15 protein-coding genes and 1 pseudogene are annotated in these 17,077 nt (G+C 36.1%); 4 read left to right on the top strand and 12 right to left on the bottom strand.

What is annotated here, in order from left to right:
- Nucleotides 1-4: 4 nt before the first annotated feature.
- From pstA to MKZ17_RS08040, 7 genes are all read right to left on the bottom strand, one after another.
- Complete coding sequence (gene pstA, locus MKZ17_RS08070) at nucleotides 5-826, bottom strand: phosphate ABC transporter permease PstA (protein ID WP_340723231.1); 822 nt, start codon at nucleotides 824-826, stop codon at nucleotides 5-7.
- Between the two features lie 4 nt (nucleotides 827-830).
- Nucleotides 831-1,742 carry a phosphate ABC transporter permease subunit PstC gene (pstC, locus tag MKZ17_RS08065; RefSeq protein WP_340723230.1) on the bottom strand — a complete coding sequence of 304 codons (912 nt, stop codon included), beginning with the start codon at nucleotides 1,740-1,742 and terminating at the stop codon, nucleotides 831-833.
- A gap of 21 nt (nucleotides 1,743-1,763) precedes the next feature.
- A complete protein-coding gene (locus tag MKZ17_RS08060) occupies nucleotides 1,764-2,594 on the bottom strand; it encodes a phosphate ABC transporter substrate-binding protein (RefSeq protein ID WP_340723229.1) in 831 nt (276 codons plus the stop codon).
- Nucleotides 2,595-3,017: 423 nt separating this feature from the next.
- On the bottom strand, nucleotides 3,018-4,973 hold the full coding sequence (locus MKZ17_RS08055; protein ID WP_340723228.1) for an ABC transporter permease: 1,956 nt from the start codon (nucleotides 4,971-4,973) through the stop codon (nucleotides 3,018-3,020).
- Complete coding sequence (locus MKZ17_RS08050) at nucleotides 4,963-5,727, bottom strand: ABC transporter ATP-binding protein (RefSeq protein WP_340723227.1); 765 nt, start codon at nucleotides 5,725-5,727, stop codon at nucleotides 4,963-4,965. Before MKZ17_RS08050 ends, MKZ17_RS08055 begins: the two co-directional genes overlap by 11 nt.
- A 74-nt stretch (nucleotides 5,728-5,801) precedes the next feature.
- Nucleotides 5,802-6,776, bottom strand: coding sequence for a sensor histidine kinase (locus tag MKZ17_RS08045; protein ID WP_340723226.1), 975 nt, complete (start codon nucleotides 6,774-6,776; stop codon nucleotides 5,802-5,804).
- Nucleotides 6,773-7,384 carry a response regulator transcription factor gene (locus tag MKZ17_RS08040; protein WP_340723225.1) on the bottom strand — a complete coding sequence of 204 codons (612 nt, stop codon included), beginning with the start codon at nucleotides 7,382-7,384 and terminating at the stop codon, nucleotides 6,773-6,775. Before MKZ17_RS08040 ends, MKZ17_RS08045 begins: the two co-directional genes overlap by 4 nt.
- A gap of 180 nt (nucleotides 7,385-7,564) precedes the next feature.
- On the opposite strand from MKZ17_RS08040, the gene MKZ17_RS08035 reads away from it, so the two are divergent.
- A complete protein-coding gene (locus MKZ17_RS08035) occupies nucleotides 7,565-7,924 on the top strand; it encodes a VOC family protein (RefSeq protein ID WP_340723224.1) in 360 nt (119 codons plus the stop codon).
- A 109-nt stretch (nucleotides 7,925-8,033) separates the two neighbouring features.
- Here MKZ17_RS08035 and trhO read toward each other — a convergent pair whose 3' ends face one another.
- A complete protein-coding gene (gene trhO / locus MKZ17_RS08030) occupies nucleotides 8,034-8,975 on the bottom strand; it encodes an oxygen-dependent tRNA uridine(34) hydroxylase TrhO (RefSeq protein ID WP_340723223.1) in 942 nt (313 codons plus the stop codon).
- Between the two features lie 278 nt (nucleotides 8,976-9,253).
- Here trhO and MKZ17_RS08025 point away from each other — a divergent pair, with 278 nt between their 5' ends.
- Both MKZ17_RS08025 and MKZ17_RS08020 read left to right on the top strand, forming a co-directional pair.
- The gene (locus MKZ17_RS08025; RefSeq protein ID WP_340723222.1) at nucleotides 9,254-10,006 is read left to right on the top strand and encodes an SDR family NAD(P)-dependent oxidoreductase; all 753 of its coding nucleotides are present in this window, start codon (nucleotides 9,254-9,256) and stop codon (nucleotides 10,004-10,006) included.
- 18 nt (nucleotides 10,007-10,024) lie between these two features.
- A complete protein-coding gene (locus MKZ17_RS08020; protein WP_340723221.1) occupies nucleotides 10,025-10,456 on the top strand; it encodes a MarR family winged helix-turn-helix transcriptional regulator in 432 nt (143 codons plus the stop codon).
- 440 nt (nucleotides 10,457-10,896) lie between these two features.
- On the opposite strand, the pseudogene MKZ17_RS20560 reads toward MKZ17_RS08020, so the two are convergent.
- The 4 genes and pseudogenes from MKZ17_RS20560 to MKZ17_RS08000 form a co-directional block, all read right to left on the bottom strand.
- Nucleotides 10,897-11,138: pseudogene (locus MKZ17_RS20560) on the bottom strand (HAD hydrolase-like protein); the annotation flags it as partial.
- Nucleotides 11,139-11,279: 141 nt separating this feature from the next.
- Nucleotides 11,280-11,702, bottom strand: a complete 423-nt coding sequence (locus MKZ17_RS08010; RefSeq protein ID WP_340723219.1) for a metal ABC transporter substrate-binding protein — start codon at nucleotides 11,700-11,702, stop codon at nucleotides 11,280-11,282.
- A 1,180-nt stretch (nucleotides 11,703-12,882) separates the two neighbouring features.
- A complete protein-coding gene (locus MKZ17_RS08005; RefSeq protein ID WP_340723218.1) occupies nucleotides 12,883-15,450 on the bottom strand; it encodes a vitamin B12-dependent ribonucleotide reductase in 2,568 nt (855 codons plus the stop codon).
- Nucleotides 15,451-15,693: 243 nt separating this feature from the next.
- Nucleotides 15,694-16,473 (bottom strand): lipoate--protein ligase family protein, encoded by a 780-nt coding sequence (locus tag MKZ17_RS08000; RefSeq protein ID WP_340725521.1) that lies wholly within the window; start codon nucleotides 16,471-16,473, stop codon nucleotides 15,694-15,696.
- 153 nt (nucleotides 16,474-16,626) lie between these two features.
- Here MKZ17_RS08000 and MKZ17_RS07995 point away from each other — a divergent pair, with 153 nt between their 5' ends.
- Nucleotides 16,627-17,007 carry a rhodanese-like domain-containing protein gene (locus MKZ17_RS07995; RefSeq protein WP_340723217.1) on the top strand — a complete coding sequence of 127 codons (381 nt, stop codon included), beginning with the start codon at nucleotides 16,627-16,629 and terminating at the stop codon, nucleotides 17,005-17,007.
- The last annotated feature ends 70 nt before the right edge of the window (nucleotides 17,008-17,077 follow it).

Genomic DNA, 17,077 nt, shown 5'->3' with positions numbered 1-17,077 from the left:
CCTTTTAATCTGCTTTATTGAACTTTTTCGAAATATAGGTTGCGGATAAGTTAAGCGCTAAAATGATAACGATTAAAACAATACCAATCGCTGCCGCTAACCCGATATCACCCGCTTCTTGAGTTACTAAATAAGAGTGTACGGTTAACGTACGAGCTGATGAGAAAATACTACTTGGCATCGCAGCTACTGTACCTGCCGTTAAAAAGATTGCTGCTGATTCCCCGACGATTCGGCCAATCGATAAAATAATTCCCGATAAAATCCCTGGCATTGCACTTGGTAAAATGACTTTATATAATGTTTGTAATTTTGTTGTTCCAAGGGCTAATGATCCTTCACGATACGATGGTGGTACAGTTTTTAATGCTTCTTCCGTTGTTCGGATAATGACTGGTAACACGATAATTGTTAATGTTAAAGACGCTGCGATAATAGACATTCCAAGCTTTAAAATGGCTACAAAGAATACTGCACCGAATAAACCATAAATGATTGATGGAATCCCTGTTAAAGATTCTGTCGCATAGCGAATCATTTTCACTAGACGCCCTTGCTTTGCATACTCCTGTAAATATACCGCTGCTAAAATACCTATTGGCGTCGCAATGGCTAGCGAAATTAAGATCGTATAGATTGTTGTGACGATCATCGGGAAAATTCCTCCACCACCTGATGGTGAATAGTCTCCAAAGATGAAATCAAAGCTAATATAAGAAATTCCTTTATAAAACAAATAGCCAACAATTACGACTAGAACGGTTACGGATAACAACGCCGCGCCCCATAGTAACCCGCGTAGAATATGATCTTTTGTTTGTCGCATGATTTTACGCCCCTTTCGCCGTAATTCGAGCTAATACGAAGTTTAAAATTAAAATGAATGAGAATAACACAATCCCTGTTGCAAAGAGCATTTCTTGGTGTGTACCTGCTGCATAACCCATCTCAAGTGCAATATTCGTCGTTAGTGGACGGACACTATCTGTTAAGCTCGTTGGGATAATTAAAGAGTTACCTGCTACTAATATTACTGCCATTGTCTCACCAAGAGCTCGGCCTAGACCTAAAACTATTGCCGCCATAATCCCTGATTTTGCTGCTGGAACAACGACTTTAAAGATTGTCCCAATTTGCGAAACACCAAGAGCAAGTGAGCCTTCACGATACGTTTTTGGCACTGCACGAATTGCTGTTTCGGCTACTGTTACAATGGTTGGTAACATCATGATTGCCAGTACTAAAATAACTGCGATTAAGCTTTGTCCTCGTGCAAGTCCTAAATTATTTTGTAAAAATGGCACGATAATTGCTAATCCAAACACCCCGTATAGTACTGATGGGATACCAGCTAATAATTGAATTGCTGGTGATACAATTTTAGCAATTGGCTTCGGTGCGATTTCAGCTAAAAATATTGCTGTAAATAAACCAACCGGTACACCAATGATTAGGGCTCCAATCGTCGCATAAATCGATGCGACAATCATTGGAAATATTCCGAACTTATCTTCTGATGGCACCCATTCACTTCCGAAGATAAAGCTTAAAAAGCTATAATCTCCTGTTACGAAAGGATTCGCGCCTTTATAAAATACAAATCCAACAATAAGCATTAAACTGACAACTGATAAGAGGGCACATCCTAAAAATATTTTCGATGAAAGACCTTCTAAAAAATATTTTCGCTTGTTGCCTTTACTAATTTGCTGTTCTAGTTCGTTTATTTTTTGTGTCGTCACAAATTTATCCTCCAGCATTCGTTATTTCGTTAATGGAATCGCGCCTGCAGATTCCACGATTTTTTGGCCATCTGGGCTTAAAATAAAGTCCATAAACTGCGTTGCCGCCTGTGGCACACCTTCTTTATAAACAAATAAGAATGGACGTGATAATTCATACTTTCCGTCTAATACGTTTTCCGCTAATGCTTCCACACCGTTAATATTCAAAGCAGAAACAGAAGCATCAATATATTCAAATGAAATAAATCCAATTGCATGTTTGTTTGTTGCAACTGTCGTTTTAATATTTCCATTTCCACTTGCGACAATTGCATTTCGGATAAGTTGTCCTGATTCATACCCAACAATTTCCTGGAAGGCATCGCGTGAGCCTGAACCATCTTCGCGGGAAACAACGACAATCTCCATATCTTTACCGCCGACCTCTTGCCAGTTTGTAATTTCACCTGTAAAAATTTGTTTTACTTGCTCCATCGTTAAATCTTTTACCGGATTGGATGGATGTGTAACAACAACAATTCCGTCGTATGCGATGACAAGTTGCTCAATACCTGAGTCAACTTCTTCTTGCTTTAAGTCTCGAGACGACATCCCGATTTGAGAGACACCGTTTATCGCGTTTGTAATCCCAGCTGAAGAACCAATTTGATTGACCTCAATTTTGACATCCGCTGTTTCTTCATATTTTATTGCTAATTTTTCCGCTAAAGGTCCAACTGAAGTCGAACCTGAAATTGTAACAAGTGAGCCACCACCTGAGTTAGATGAACTTTCTCCTTCTCCCCCACATGCTGCTAGTACTGCCATTACTATTGTGAAACCTATGAAGTAAAATGTTTTTTTCAACATCCTTTAATCCTCCAATAACCTGTTCTCTTTTCTATCTGCCTTAACAATACCTTTAAAAAATTAATAATATGTGTGAAACATGTAAACCTTCTGTAAATTGTGGTTGGAAGGGGTGAGAGATTTGTAAAAACTTTAAATATAATCTGACAATTTTGTTTTCTGTCAAGTTTTTTGTAAAATATCACCTAATAAAAGTAAATTTCATATTATTTAATATGAGTATTTCAATATTTTTGCCGTTAAATTTGTCTAAATTATGTGCATTTCTTTAAACAACGCTAGAAATGGATGTACAAATAAAGTAATTAACCTCTTTTCTTGTGAACTTTCTGAAAAAATCATTTACATCCCCTTTACAAAGCGCTGTTTTATTTACAAAAAGAAACCCTCTTTATTAGCTTTTACTAATAAAAAGGGCTTCGTCTATTCATGAACAACATATTTTTTTGTAAGTGCAAACGTTACGGCAAAATAAAGGAAGTACACCATCACAATGACAACTACTATTGCAAAAGATACAACATTCATATTTAGTACCGCGCTAAATCCGACAAGGTGTATAAATTGATCAACAATGGATGCGATCGGGAACGCTAGACAAATTGGCACAATGATCGGGAACGTAAAGAACACAAAAATTTGTTTACCTAAAGTTGCTCGTTGTAAAGCACTATTAACCCCTAATCGATTTAACAACATATACTTTTTCTCATCATCACGCACATTTGACAATATTTTTAGCGCTAAAATCGCCATCGCTAGTAAAATAAAGACGACCGCTACATATAATGCTCCTACAATAAAGATCGCAGAAAATGCAGCTGCTTCTAATCGACGTTGCTCTTTAATTGCGAAATCACTATTTTGCACAAAATAATTGCTTTCTTCAATTTTATATGTGTAACTTAACGCTTCTTGTAGTTTTTTCGTATCAAATGGCTGTTCTTTTAAATCAATGGCAACCGCCATTTGACTTACTTCCATCCCTTCCACAACTTCATCCGGCACAACAATAACAAAGTAACTCCATAAAAACATTGGCATTGATTCAATCACTTGACCCAAAGTATATGTTTTGCCATTATGCTCAAATGAAGCATTTGAAAAGTTTGCCCCTTGAATGCCTGGCATATCAGAAAAAATCGCAAACTGATTTCGAAGATTTAGTGGCTCCTTACCTAATGCACGTAAAAGCTCATTTACATCGGACTCCTTCATGTACGTATCGACATCTGCATACTTCTCTCCATGCCAAATCGTATACTTGTGAAAGGTTTGCTCATTTGTCGTATAGCCGTTATACGTTTTCCACCAATCAATGGGCACATAAGATTCAATCGTTTCCTTTGCTTGTTCCATTGGAATACTTCCCTCTTGCTCAACATCAATATTCGCTACAATATCAAACGGAAATTGCTTATCCAAACTTGCTTCTTCAATTGCTTTATATAAGAAGCTAAAATTTGAGGCAATCATGGCAAATACGATTAAAAATGACAAGACACCAAGTAGAATGGCATTTGCGCTTAACATCGCACTTAATTGGCGCAATAAAAATTGATTTGTTCCACGTTGGGCAAACCGTTTATAGCTTAACAAAATAAACATTGCGCTTTTTGCTAGTCCAATATGAAATGTAACTAATGACACAGCTAATAAAACCAACATCCAAACGAGCATTACTGGATTTGAATCTACTTTTAAAAAGAGCTGCTCTAACTCCTGAGAAAAAAGGATAAATGATGTAATAATTGCGACGAAAGATATGCCAGTCGTCACCATCGCGATATAAGGATGCTTAACGCCCTGCTCTACTTTCTTTTCCCCATGAATGAGTTCGTAAATGGTTACACGATTTAAATAAAAACTTGATGTTACAGAAGAGAATAAAAATATGCCACATACCATCCCAACCGTTAATAGAACACCATTTAATGAAAACATCGAGAACTCAAATGGAATATCTAAAAGTTGAGTCATTAAGAGCATGAGCCCCTGATAAAACAATGACCCTACAAAAAATCCAACGAGCATGGCAAAAATACCTAGTAAGCTATTTTCAAATAAAAATAACTTCACAATATGCTGACGCTTCATTCCGACCGTTAAATAAGTGCCAAATTCTCTTTTCCGCAGACGTAACATAAAGGCATTCGCATAACCGAGTACAAAGGCCACAATGATGCAAATAAATAGCGATAAAAAAACTAATCCTAACGCCAGCTCCCCAATCGATTGAGCTTGAGTTTGTAATTGTTCATTAAATATTAAGTTATTCATTGCAAAAATTAGAGAAATTGTTAAGGCAACCGTCATAAAATAAATAAGATAGTTGCCAATTTGTCTTCGTACATTGCGAAAGGCAAGCTTACGATACATGCCCTTCACCTCCGAGCAATGCCATCGTTGCTAAAATTTCTTCATGCATCGTCCGTTGACTTCGATCCCCTCGATACAATTCATTCCAAATTTTTCCATCTTTTAAAAATAAGACCCGCTTTGCGAAGCTACCAACGAGTGCATCATGCGTTACCATTAAAATCGTGGCGTGCATCCGTTCATTCATGAATAATAGCGTCTCCATTAGCTTTTTTGAATTGGCTGAATCTAATGCGCCAGTAGGTTCATCTGCTAATACAATGCTTGGCTCTGTAATAAGTGCTCTTGCACAGGCGACACGCTGACGTTGCCCACCTGAAAGCGTCATCGGGAACTTGTTTAGTTGTTCCTCTATCCCTAGCTTTTTTGCAATGTCTGTTAAGCGTTGTTCTGTTTCTTTAAGCGGGACACCTTGTAAATTTAGTGGTAAGGTAATATTTTCTTCGACGGTTAATGTATCGAGCAAATTATAATCTTGGAAAATAAAACCGAGCTTATCGCGGCGATAATCCGCCAACTCCTTTTCCTTCTTATGAGAAATTTGCTCCCCATTTAATAAAATTTCCCCTGCACTAACTCGATCTATCGTTGCAATACAATTTAATAGTGTACTTTTTCCAGAGCCTGAAGCACCCATAATTGCTACAAAATCTCCATCTGCAACTTCAAAGGAAATGCCATCAAGTGCTTTGGTTACAATAGCCTCTGCACCATAATATTTGGTTACTTGTTCAATTTGTAATCTCTTTTTCATCGAAACTCCCTCCGTTTCGACCTTATCGTACCATTCGATGAGCACATATTATCTAACAGTGTTGGCAAGAAATCTTACATTTTCGTTAGTTTTGGAAAGATTAACTCAAAACGTGTGAATTGCTTTAATTCAGAGCTAATTTGCAAATCAATATGTAACTCTCTACACAGTTGTGCCACAATATATAAGCCCATTCCTGTACTCGTCCCTAACTTACGCCCATTTGTCCCTGTATATCCCCGCTCTGTAATACGCTCTAATTCATGACTTGGGATACCAATGCCATCATCTTCATAGATTAAAACATTCCCCTTAATATGCATTATGATTTTTGCACCAGGACTATACTTTGCACTATTTGTTAAGAGCTGATTGACGATAAATTGAAGTGCCTTACTATCCGTATATACAGAAGATTCCCCAAAGATTTCTACTTGCATTTTTGCAGCAATTAATAAATCCATTTGATTTTTTACTGCATCATTTAAGATGCCATTAATCGAATGTGCTTTCAGCTGTTTATCCTTTTCAATGGAGTCTAGGCGCGCATAATGCAAAATATTGTCGGTTAAATTATCCGCTCGTTTTAACTCTCTCCTTAACTTTCGTACATCCTGCTCATTTGCTAAAATTAACGACATAGCAGTGAGAGGGGTTTTAATTTCATGAATCCAAAGCTCCACGTATTCCTTATATTCCTTCGAGGACCGTTCTGATTGTTCAACACGAGTTATTGCATCTTGAGAAACAGCCAGCATCGCTTCAAAGTATTTACGCTCCATTAACGATCTCGGTTTTGGCAATATCTCACCTAATAAATACGTCTCTTGTAGCTTTTCCTTTAACTTTTGCACTTCTCCATAGCGCTTTTTTTCATATAAAAAGCTTACGACGAGCCAGCTGAGCTGGATAACAATAAAAGCGACTGTCATCATCACAATCGTTCCAAATGGCACATTGATCAACATAAAAAATAATAGCAACAAAAAATAGCCAATCCACAAAAATCCTACAGAAATTAATTTAGCATTTAAAAAATCGCGGATCATAATCGATAACCTACACCACGTACCGTTTTAATAAAATCATTAGCATTGAGTTGCTTTAGCTTATCCCGGAGACGGTTAATATTTACATACAATGTATTTTCATCGATATAAAGTGAGTTATTCCACAAATCCTCTATAATTTCTTCCCTTGTTACAAGTTCTTTCTTCATTAAGCACGCTAAAATACGCGTTTCATTTTTTGTAAGCTCTGACGAATTATCCTCAAAGCTAATGGTCATATTTCCTATATCTAATGTCAAACCACGTACTGTTTGTTGAGTTGTTGCTTTTCTCAGCAATAAACGTGAAATACGGGCTAATAGTATAGATGAATTATAAGGTTTACGGATATAATCATCCGCACCAACCCCGAAACCTACTAGCTCATCCTCCGTGGAATCTCTTGCCGTCAAAAAGATGATTGGTACATCTGATGATTCACGAAGTTTACGACAAATTTCAAAACCATTGCTTCCTGGCAAATTGATATCTAGCAACGCTAAGTCACAAGGTGGTGCATCCACGGGTAAGTAGCCATTACTTTTTAAAAGTCTTTTTAATTCTTCTAAAATGACCACATCATCTTCTACTACATAAATTTTTTGCACGTAACGTACCCCTTTTATAACATTTTCCCTTATTATACATGATGATTACAGATCCCCTGATAAATTAAATAACTACCTTCCGAAAAAAATTGATCACCTGGTTATACCCCTATACTTTTAGTTAAATTTGGTTTATTCTATCATAAGGAACATACGTTCTATAAAGGAGGAAATAGAGTCATGTGGAAGAAAATTGAATGTATTGCTATTTATACGGAGGACATTGAAAAGTCGGTAAAGTTTTATGAATCACTCGGTTTAACAAAAAGTTGGGAAACCTTTCAAGACGCAGAAGGACAATGGAAACTAATTGGTATGAAATTCCCTGAGGGTAATTCAGAATTAGTGTTAAAGAATAATCCAAAATTAAATTTTGAAGAAATTGAGATTGTTTGTGAAGACGTTCAAAAAACTTACGAAACTTTAAAAGCGAACAATGAAGTTCAATGGATTCAAACTCCATTCCCAAATCATTTAGGTGGTCATGTAGCCGTCATGCAAGCACCTGATGGAAATGTCTTTGTTTTAGTAGGTAAATAAGAGAGAATAACATAAAAAAAGGTAAGCGAATTACTGTATGTAATAGCTTACCTTTCTCTATTTATTTAATTTTGTACATCCTTTAAATAAGGTAGACGTCAAATTTTTATTATGCTTCTAATTGAGCGATTGCCTCTGCAACTTGTTCTTCTGTTAAACCTTTACGTACGATAAAGCGGTTACGCTCATGCTTCGTACATTCAATCGTACAGCCACCTAAATGCTTCGCTTCATTTTCCTCAGACGCTAAAACTTGCTTGTTACATTCTGGGTTTGCACAGTTAATATAGCGTTCACATGGTGTGCCATCAAAATGATCGCGCCCAACTACAACATGCTCCACCTGGTTAATTGGCACTGTTAAACGCTCATCAAATACATACATTTGGCCGTCCCATAATTGCCCTTTTGTCGACGGGTCTTTACTATATGTTGCGACACCACCGTGTAATTGCCCAACATCGCCAAACCCTTCACGCTTCATCCAACCTGAGAATTTTTCACAACGAATTCCCCCTGTACAATATGTTAATACGTTTTTACCTTCAAATAACTCGCGGTTTTCACGTACCCATTGTGGGGTATCACGGAAATTTTGTACTTCTGGGCGAATTGCCCCGCGGAAGTGACCGACATCATACTCATATGTGTTACGCACATCTAAAATAACGGTGTTCTCATCTTGCATTTCGTTCATAAATTGCTCTGGCGTTAAATAACGGCCCGTTAATTCATGCGGATTTACGTCTTCCTCTAAACCTAAGTTCACTAGTTCTGGACGTGGACGAACGTGCATTTTTTTAAACGCATGGTTGTCTACTACATCAATTTTAAATACGATGCCATCAAATAATGGATCTGCCTTCATTTTTTGCATATAAGCTTCTGTTTGCTCGATTGTTCCCGAAACAGTCCCGTTAATGCCTTCATTTGCGACTAATATACGACCCTTTAAGCCGATTTCCTTACAAAACGCTAAATGCTCCACAGAAAATGCTGCTGGATCTTCAATCGTTGTGTAATGGTAATATAATAATACTTGATAATTCATGTTGTTCACCTATCATTCATATATTTGCAGGATATACTTGATAGTTTTTATACTGCCTTTCAATGATAAAGCAATGTAAAGCAAAAAAATATCAGTAATTAGTCTTAAGTTTTAAGGAATAATACCTAATCTTCCAACGCTAAAGCCTTATTCAATCTATCCTTCAACAAAATGCGACCATCATTAGTAAAAAACCACCTAATTTTTCAGAATAATCTTTATAGTTCACTAGTGAACTATCTGTGCTATAATGCTTTTCGAAAGGAGTGACTAATTTTATGCGTTTAAAAGATAAAGTTGTCATTATTACTGGAGGTGCTGGTGGTATTGCTACTGGTATGGCTCTAGCTATGGCCAAAGAAGGTGCTATTTTAGCATTAGTAGATGTTAATGAAGAAGCGGGGAAAATTGTAGAAGCAAAAGTTCAGCAATTTTCACCAAAGTCAACGTTTTTAGTTGGCAATTTATTTGATGTAGAAAATTTACCAAACATCATTGAATCCGTTGTTAAAAAGTATGGTAAATTAGACGTATTAGTAAATAATGCGCATGCATCGAAACAAAAACCATTTGAAGAAATTACACAAGAAGATTTTGATCTTTCATTTGGTACAGGTTTTTACCCAACCTTTTATTTAATGAAAGCTGCCCTTCCTTACCTTAAGGAAACTCAAGGTTCAGTCATTAATTTTGCGTCTGGTGCCGGATTAAATGGTCAACCAACACAAACAGCCTACGCTGCTGCAAAAGAAGCAATTCGTGCAATTTCACGTGTTGCAGCAAATGAATGGGGTAAATTTAACATCAATGTGAATTTAATTAGCCCGATTGCCAAAAGTCCTGCTGTTGAAAAATGGGCTGAAGCATTCCCAGAAATGTATGAAGCTAGCCTGACATCAATTCCATTAGGCCGTTGGGGCGAACCCGAAGAAGATATCGGTCGAGTGGCAGTATTCTTAGCTTCTGATGACGCACGATACATTACAGGACAAACATTTATGGTTGATGGTGGTTCGATTCAATTGCGCTAGTCTAAAGGAGACAAAGCGATGGATAAACCAAAATTTTATGAATTAATTAATATGGTAGAGCAAGTAAATAATGCGAGTATTATTCGATACACGGAAGGATTTAAGCAACCGATTGGGATTTCACTAATTATTGTACTTAGTGAAATTCGCAAACTCGGTAAATGTCAGCCCGTTGAGTTAGCAAAAAAATTAGGCTACTCAAAAAGCAGCATTTCTACCATTATTAATAAGTTAATTACTGCTAGCTATATTGAACAAGCAACAGATGTACACGATCGAAGAAAGATGTATCTTCATATTACTGAATGTGGGATGAATATATTACGTGAAGCAGAAAGTCTTGGTCAACAATACTATGAATCAGTCTATGGTATTCTTACCGAGGAAGAATTACTTCAGTACATTAATATTCAAAAAAAGTTACTACAACAAATTAACAGTTCAAAATAGTTTATTCTGCTCAGTGACACTTAAATAGTAACTTCTCTAGGTTATAAAATGCAAAATACACTCGACATGAAAATATAAAAAAATGCCTCCCCTTAGGAATTTTAATATATTAATTTTGCTATTTAACATACTTAGAATTTATTCGGAGATCTACTGATGATACGGTTAGCCATCATTAGATACATGTTGTTGTTTTAAAAAGATTAATAGCATTTTACGGCAAATTAAAGAGTCTGGGACAATACAAAAACATCATTTTTCTCGAGTGAGAAAAATGATGTTTTTTTGTACTGCACTTTACCGTAAATAGAGAAATTTTCACTTCTGTCCCAGCTTCTTTATATTTAATTACATTTTAAAAAATATGATCCTACCTGTTTCCACTGTGAGTTAATTCTTTTCATTTTCAATATCAAAATAATCCATTGCTTTGCCTCTATTTAATTTGGGAACACTTCATCTGCTAATGGATCACTCTTACCAATAAAAACGGTTCTTGTACCTGCTTTTTTACCTACCTGCATATCCGTATCAGTATCTCCAACCATATATGATTTCTCAAGATATTGTATTTTTCTCCTAAATCTAAAATCATTTTGCTATTTGGTTTTTTACATTTACATCAAGCCTTTGGTTTATCTGGACAATACGCAACCTCATGAATTGTTGCTCCCTTTTTCTTATTCTTCTTAAACTAACCTGATAATTTAGTTTAGTAAGAAAAAAGAGCTGCATATGCAACTCAATGATCTTCAAGAATAGTAGCACGTTAGTTGAATTACAGATGCTCTTTATCATAAATTATTCAATAATAGAACATCATCTATTTACCTATCCAAAACTCACCAATAATAGTCTCTCCATCAACAGCATACAAAGGAACTGCTCTTGGAGGAAGATTATTTAGTTTAAGTGCTTCTTCAGGGGTTTTTGGCTTCGGTCCTTCCAATTCTACTTTTTTTGCATACCCTATTATACCGTTCTCACCTTGTGCCAATATTAAATCAGGTACTCCAAGTTCACCAGGATTTAAGCCTGAAATATCAGGTCCGTAGGTTTGCCCATTTTCATTTTTTGGATAACCCACTTTTAAAATACTTTCCTTAGAAGGTATATCTAAATCTGAAGCATCTCCCCCTAAATGATTGTTACTGTTATCTGCTTCCTTTGTTAATGTTTCTTGTTGTGAACAACCAACTAATACAAATAACAAAAATACTGTTAACACAAATAAATTTCCCCTCATTTTCTCCCCCCTCGCATAATTAGAAAACCTTTATCATTCACTAAAGACCCCTTTAGTTTAAGAAGATCGACCTTAAGTTTTTAATTGTAGGTCACTCTCATTTCATTTCATTTCATATTAACATCAAATAAGTATGTTATTTTTCCTTTATCCCATGTCGCATTAATTTCATAAATATAATATCTCTCTTTAGACGCAATGGGCTTCTACTCCACTAGATGGAGCCATAACTCCAAAAGTAAGTTCATTTTTACTCAATTTAGGATAAATTATTTTAGTCATCTATTAATCCACCTCATTCTGGTATTGCTAAATAGCATATCGATTTATTTCTACAAAAATTTCTAAACCCCTTTATAATAAATCGTTCCCGAAGGATTGTTTGATAACATCCCAAAAAGGTTTTTATTCATCAATATGGTCCTTTAATAAAAAATGACGCAATCTTTATTAAAGATTCGTGCCTTACCCACAACAACAAAGTTTTCAAAACCTCCATTACAAAACTCTTAACATTTGAAAGTTTAGGCTAATTACTTATCCATCTTCACACACGCGATCTTTCCACAAAATGGTTCCATAAATATCAAATGCTTCAATTTTCAATGAGTTTATTAGATAAACAGTAAAAGGATGTTTATGAAGTTGTATTCTATAAAGATGAATGCGGATTTCGTATTGGATATAAAAAGTTGGATTATAAATATTGGACAAATACTGCCAAAGGTGAGATAAATCCCTATTACAGAAAATGGCACAATTCCTCTTCATGAATTGCGCAAGATTGTTGCATAAGGGTGGCTAAGCACAATACGATTTTTGGGACTAAATTTAAATTAAGGCTACTAAACACCGCTCTATCAATGTTCAAAGGAAATAGTAACTAAAATGCCGAAGTAATAGCTAATGTGTAAAATTACTTTAGGATGTGTAAAAATGAAAAAAATTACTTTAATCATAGGAATCTTGAAGAACTTTTCCCCTTTCCAAATCCACTAAATAATATGAGCTACTCGGATCAACACCCATATCACTACAATTATCTTTAAAAGTAAATTAAAAAAACTGCACCTTCACTTGTTAGATATGTCTAACAAGTGAAGGTGCAATTTAAACAATACAGGATTTTTTCTTAAACTTTTAATAACATAGTGTAACTTTTACTTTCTGAACGTACACCTTATAAACCACATTTAAGCTGTGCACCACAGTTTGTACATGTGTTACAGCCGCCCATTTCCTCTACCGTACCTTGACGGCAAACTGGGCAAGTATTACCAACTTCAGAGCCAATTGTTACGTCAGTATCTGTTAATGGCTTAATTGTATCCACTAATACGACTTGGCGCTTCACTTGTTCTTCAGCTTGCTTTAATTCTTCAAATTCTAATTGCTCATCTGAATGAGATTCTTCTGCTTTTAACGTTAATACTTGTGTATCACGAGAGCCATCTACATATACCGTACCACCTTTAGCGCCGCCTTTGTATAGACGCTCGTACACTTGTTGTACTTGTTCTACACCGTAGCCTTTTGGTGCATTTACAGTTTTAGAAATTGATGAGTCAATCCAGTTTTGGATGATGCATTGTACATCCGCATGGGCTTCTGCAGATAGTTCCATGGACGATTTGAACCAACTTGGTAAATTGTTTTCATCTACACCTGGATTTGCATCTAAGTACTCTTTTACGATTTCTGCTTTTACTTCAATAAATTTACCTAAACGACCTGAACGGTAGTAAGTAAAGCTGAAGTATGGCTCTAGACCTGTTGCCACGCCAACCATTGTACCTGTGCTTCCTGTAGGAGCAACTGTTAATAAATGCGAGTTACGGATACCACTTGCGATAATCCCTTCTCGAATATGCTCTGGCATTTTTTTCATAAAGCCAGTATTAATAAATGCTTCACGTAAACGAGCTGTTTCTTCGCCTGTTTCACCTTCTAAGAATGGGAAGCTTCCGCGCTCTGTTGCTAATTCAATCGATTGTTCATATGCAGCGATTGCAATTGTTTTAAAGATTTCATCGACAAGCTGATTGCCCTCTTCTGAACCGTATTCTTTTTCACAATAAATTAGTAAGTCAGCAAGTCCCATAACGCCAAGACCTACACGGCGTTCGCCTAGTGCTTGCTTTTTGTTATCTTCTAAGAAGTAAGGTGTTGCATCAATAACGTTGTCTTGCATACGTACGCCAACTTTTACAGTTTTACGTAACGCATCAAAATCAACTGTTTTTGTTTCTTTATTTGCAAACTGCGCTAAGTTCACTGCAGCTAAGTTACATACTGAGTATGGCGCAAGAGGTTGTTCACCACACGGATTCGTTGCTACAACCTGTTGACCATATGCTTTTGCATTTGTCATATCGTTTGCATTATCGATAAAGAAAATTCCTGGCTCCGCAGCATAAGTCGCACAAATATTAATTAAATTCCAAAGATCCTTTGCTTTAATTGTGCGGTATGTACGTACTGGATAGCCTAGCTTTTCCCATTCACGAACATCGCCTACTTCATGCCATTTTTCGTTGTAATCCTTCATTTGCTCTGGTGTGTAGTTTGCAACATCTGGGAAGCGTAATGGGAAGTCACTATCCGTTTCAACTGCATGCATAAACTCTTTCGTTAATGTAACTGAAATATTAGCGCCCGTTAAAAACTCTGGGTTATGCACCGAATATGTTCCACCATCACGAAGCTTCATTTCTGCATCACGGATAATCGATTCGTTAAACCCACCGAAGCCTTCGATGTTTTTATAGTTTACAATACCTTGATACATTGCATCTTCTTGCTGTGTTAAAGGCTTGAATTTTAATTTTTCTTTTGCTAAACGGATAATTGATTCATCTGTTGTATTTTCGATTAAATAACGTAAAATACGTGGATTTTGCATTTTTGAAATGATGAATTCAACGATATCTGGATGCCAATCCGCTAACATAATCATTTGAGCACCGCGTCTTGAACCACCTTGTTCAACTAGATGTGTTAGCTTTGCAATATCATCTAACCAGCTAACAGAACCTGATGATTTACCATTTACACCGCGCGCTAACGTATTACGTGGTCGAAGTGTTGAACCGTTTGTCCCAACACCACCGCCGCGACTCATAATTTCCATTACTTGCTTACGGTGATCACTAATGCCCTCACGAGAATCAGCCACAAATGGCATAACATAACAGTTAAAGAATGTAACTTCCGTTTCAGAGCCAGCACCGTAAATTACGCGACCAGCTGGAATGAAATTTAATTTTACAAGTTGCTCGTAAAATTTTTCAAACCATTCTTGACGTTTCTCTGGTGTTTTTTCTACTGAAGCTAGCCCTGTTGCATTACGTTTAGCAATTTGCTCATAATAAATTTCTAATGGTTTTTCGATAATATCAAGTGAACGGACAATAATACCCGTTACTTGCTCGTCCGGTTCTAGCACATGACGATAATCTTCTTCTATTAAAATTGATGCGGTTTTGTTTTCGTGGTCGATTGATTGTACAATGCCTAACCCACGAGCAGGGAATTTCGGATCTTGTTTTACAGTTAGTACAACAAAATCACCTGCTTTTAATGTTTTCTTTTCCGTGTCCTTAAAAGAATAACGGTCGATCATTACAAGACGAGATACCCCTTTATGGGTAATGTGCATATCCGGTGTAATTGGATGCACTTGCGGAAATTCCTTAATATCTTGATTTAATTGATCGACTGGGATGGTTTGCTCTACTACACTTGCCATCACAAAAGCCCCCTTTGAACGATTGAATATTGTTAAACTTCCCAACAAAAATGAGAATCAAACACTATATATTGTGTTTGATTCTTTTGTACTAAACTATATGTTGAGTCCAATTTATTTACTTAAAAAAGATTACAACATATATTTTTTTCAAACAAGGGCTTGATTTTTTTTTTTTTATAGTAAGTCCACTAATATCAACGTTTCGAGTCCCAAAAAAAATTTTCAAACAGATGTTCGTTTTTATTTTTTGAAATTCCATTCATCTGTCAAATACTTTTTTCGTTCAATTTCTTGAACATATTGTAACTGTTCATTTGTTAACTTATACGGAATGAGTTTAATTTGTAGTGCTTCTTCAAATCCTTTTGAGAATGCTTCCATACATTGTTCTATTGTAAATTTTATTTCTGTTAATTGATTAATGGCTACTGCTTTTTCTGGTAACTTTTGGCGCATCTTTTCTTTCGATATTTCAGAATCAAAATTAAAAACTGAAAGTAATAACTCTTCATCTAAATCTAATAAGATGGCACCATGTTGTAAAATAACACCTTTTTGACGTGTTTGCGCACTACCCGCTACTTTTTTACCTTCAACAACAAGTTCATACCAGCTCGGTGCATCAAAACAAACCGCGCTTTTTGGTTTTTTCAAATCATCTAATTTTTCTTGCGTATCAGGTACGCTAAAATACGCTTCTAAGCCTAGTTTTTGGAATCCCAATAAAAGACCCTCACTAATGACACGATATGCTTCTGTGACGCTTGCAGGCATTTCTGGATAGTTTTCTGATACGATTACCGAATAAGTAAGTTCTTGATCATGTAAAACTGCTCGTCCACCTGTTGGACGGCGTACAAAACCTAAATTTTTCTCATTAATCGTCTCCATATTAATATCACGTGCAACTTGCTGAAAATAACCGATTGAAAGTGTCGCAGGATTCCATTCATAAAATCGAATGACTGGTGGTATACTACCTTCACTATGCCAATCAAGTAACGCTTCATCCAAGGCCATATTAAAAGATGGACTGCATGGGCCTGAATTAATAAAATACCATTGTTTTTTCAAAATATACTCGCCTCCACTAATGCATTTTTACAAACTGACTCGACTATCTCTAGTTCATCTTTTATAATAGAACTAGAGAAAGAAAGGGGCAATATTGCAGTGACAATTTTATACACGATTTTAGCTATTTTAGCAGTCATCGTAGTGTATGTAGTAGTAAATTCACTACGCTTAAAAAAAGCCGTAACAAACTTAACACAAGAGCAATTTATTGAAGGCTACCGTAAAGCACAATTAATTGATTTACGTGAACCAAAAGAATTCGAAGCAGGACACATTTTAGGCGCTCGTAACATCCCTATGACACAATTTAACACACGTCATAAGGAGATTCGTCCAGATCTACCAGTATATCTTTACTGCCAAAACTCTGGTCGTAGCTCTCGTGCTGCATTAAACTTAAAGAAAAAAGGCTACACACAAATTTACCAACTTCAAGGTGGGTTTAAAACTTGGACAGGTAAAGTTAAATCAAAATAATTTCTTCAGCCGTCCTACATTATCCATGTGGGACGGCTTTTTATTTGGAGTTTCTACTATTATATAGAAA

Source organism: Solibacillus sp. FSL R7-0682 (assembly GCF_038005985.1).
GTDB lineage: Bacteria > Bacillota > Bacilli > Bacillales_A > Planococcaceae > Solibacillus.
Note: the sequence above shows the minus strand (reverse complement) of the source record. Positions and strands in the feature narration are given on the sequence as shown.

Bases quoted from the DNA above. Each gene is read 5' to 3' on its own strand.
- MKZ17_RS08005 (WP_340723218.1), bottom strand. From the start codon at position 15,450: ATGGCAAGTGTAGTAGAGCAAACCATCCCAGTCGATCAATTAAATCAA.
- pstA (WP_340723231.1), bottom strand. From the start codon at position 826: ATGCGACAAACAAAAGATCATATTCTACGCGGGTTACTATGGGGCGCG.
- trhO (WP_340723223.1), bottom strand. From the start codon at position 8,975: ATGAATTATCAAGTATTATTATATTACCATTACACAACGATTGAAGAT.
- MKZ17_RS08045 (WP_340723226.1), bottom strand. From the start codon at position 6,776: ATGATCCGCGATTTTTTAAATGCTAAATTAATTTCTGTAGGATTTTTG.
- MKZ17_RS08060 (WP_340723229.1), bottom strand. From the start codon at position 2,594: ATGTTGAAAAAAACATTTTACTTCATAGGTTTCACAATAGTAATGGCA.
- MKZ17_RS08010 (WP_340723219.1), bottom strand. From the start codon at position 11,702: ATGAGGGGAAATTTATTTGTGTTAACAGTATTTTTGTTATTTGTATTA.
- MKZ17_RS08050 (WP_340723227.1), bottom strand. From the start codon at position 5,727: ATGAAAAAGAGATTACAAATTGAACAAGTAACCAAATATTATGGTGCA.
- MKZ17_RS08000 (WP_340725521.1), bottom strand. From the start codon at position 16,473: ATGGCCTTGGATGAAGCGTTACTTGATTGGCATAGTGAAGGTAGTATA.
- MKZ17_RS08055 (WP_340723228.1), bottom strand. From the start codon at position 4,973: ATGTATCGTAAGCTTGCCTTTCGCAATGTACGAAGACAAATTGGCAAC.
- MKZ17_RS08025 (WP_340723222.1), top strand. From the start codon at position 9,254: ATGCGTTTAAAAGATAAAGTTGTCATTATTACTGGAGGTGCTGGTGGT.
- MKZ17_RS08020 (WP_340723221.1), top strand. From the start codon at position 10,025: ATGGATAAACCAAAATTTTATGAATTAATTAATATGGTAGAGCAAGTA.
- MKZ17_RS08035 (WP_340723224.1), top strand. From the start codon at position 7,565: ATGTGGAAGAAAATTGAATGTATTGCTATTTATACGGAGGACATTGAA.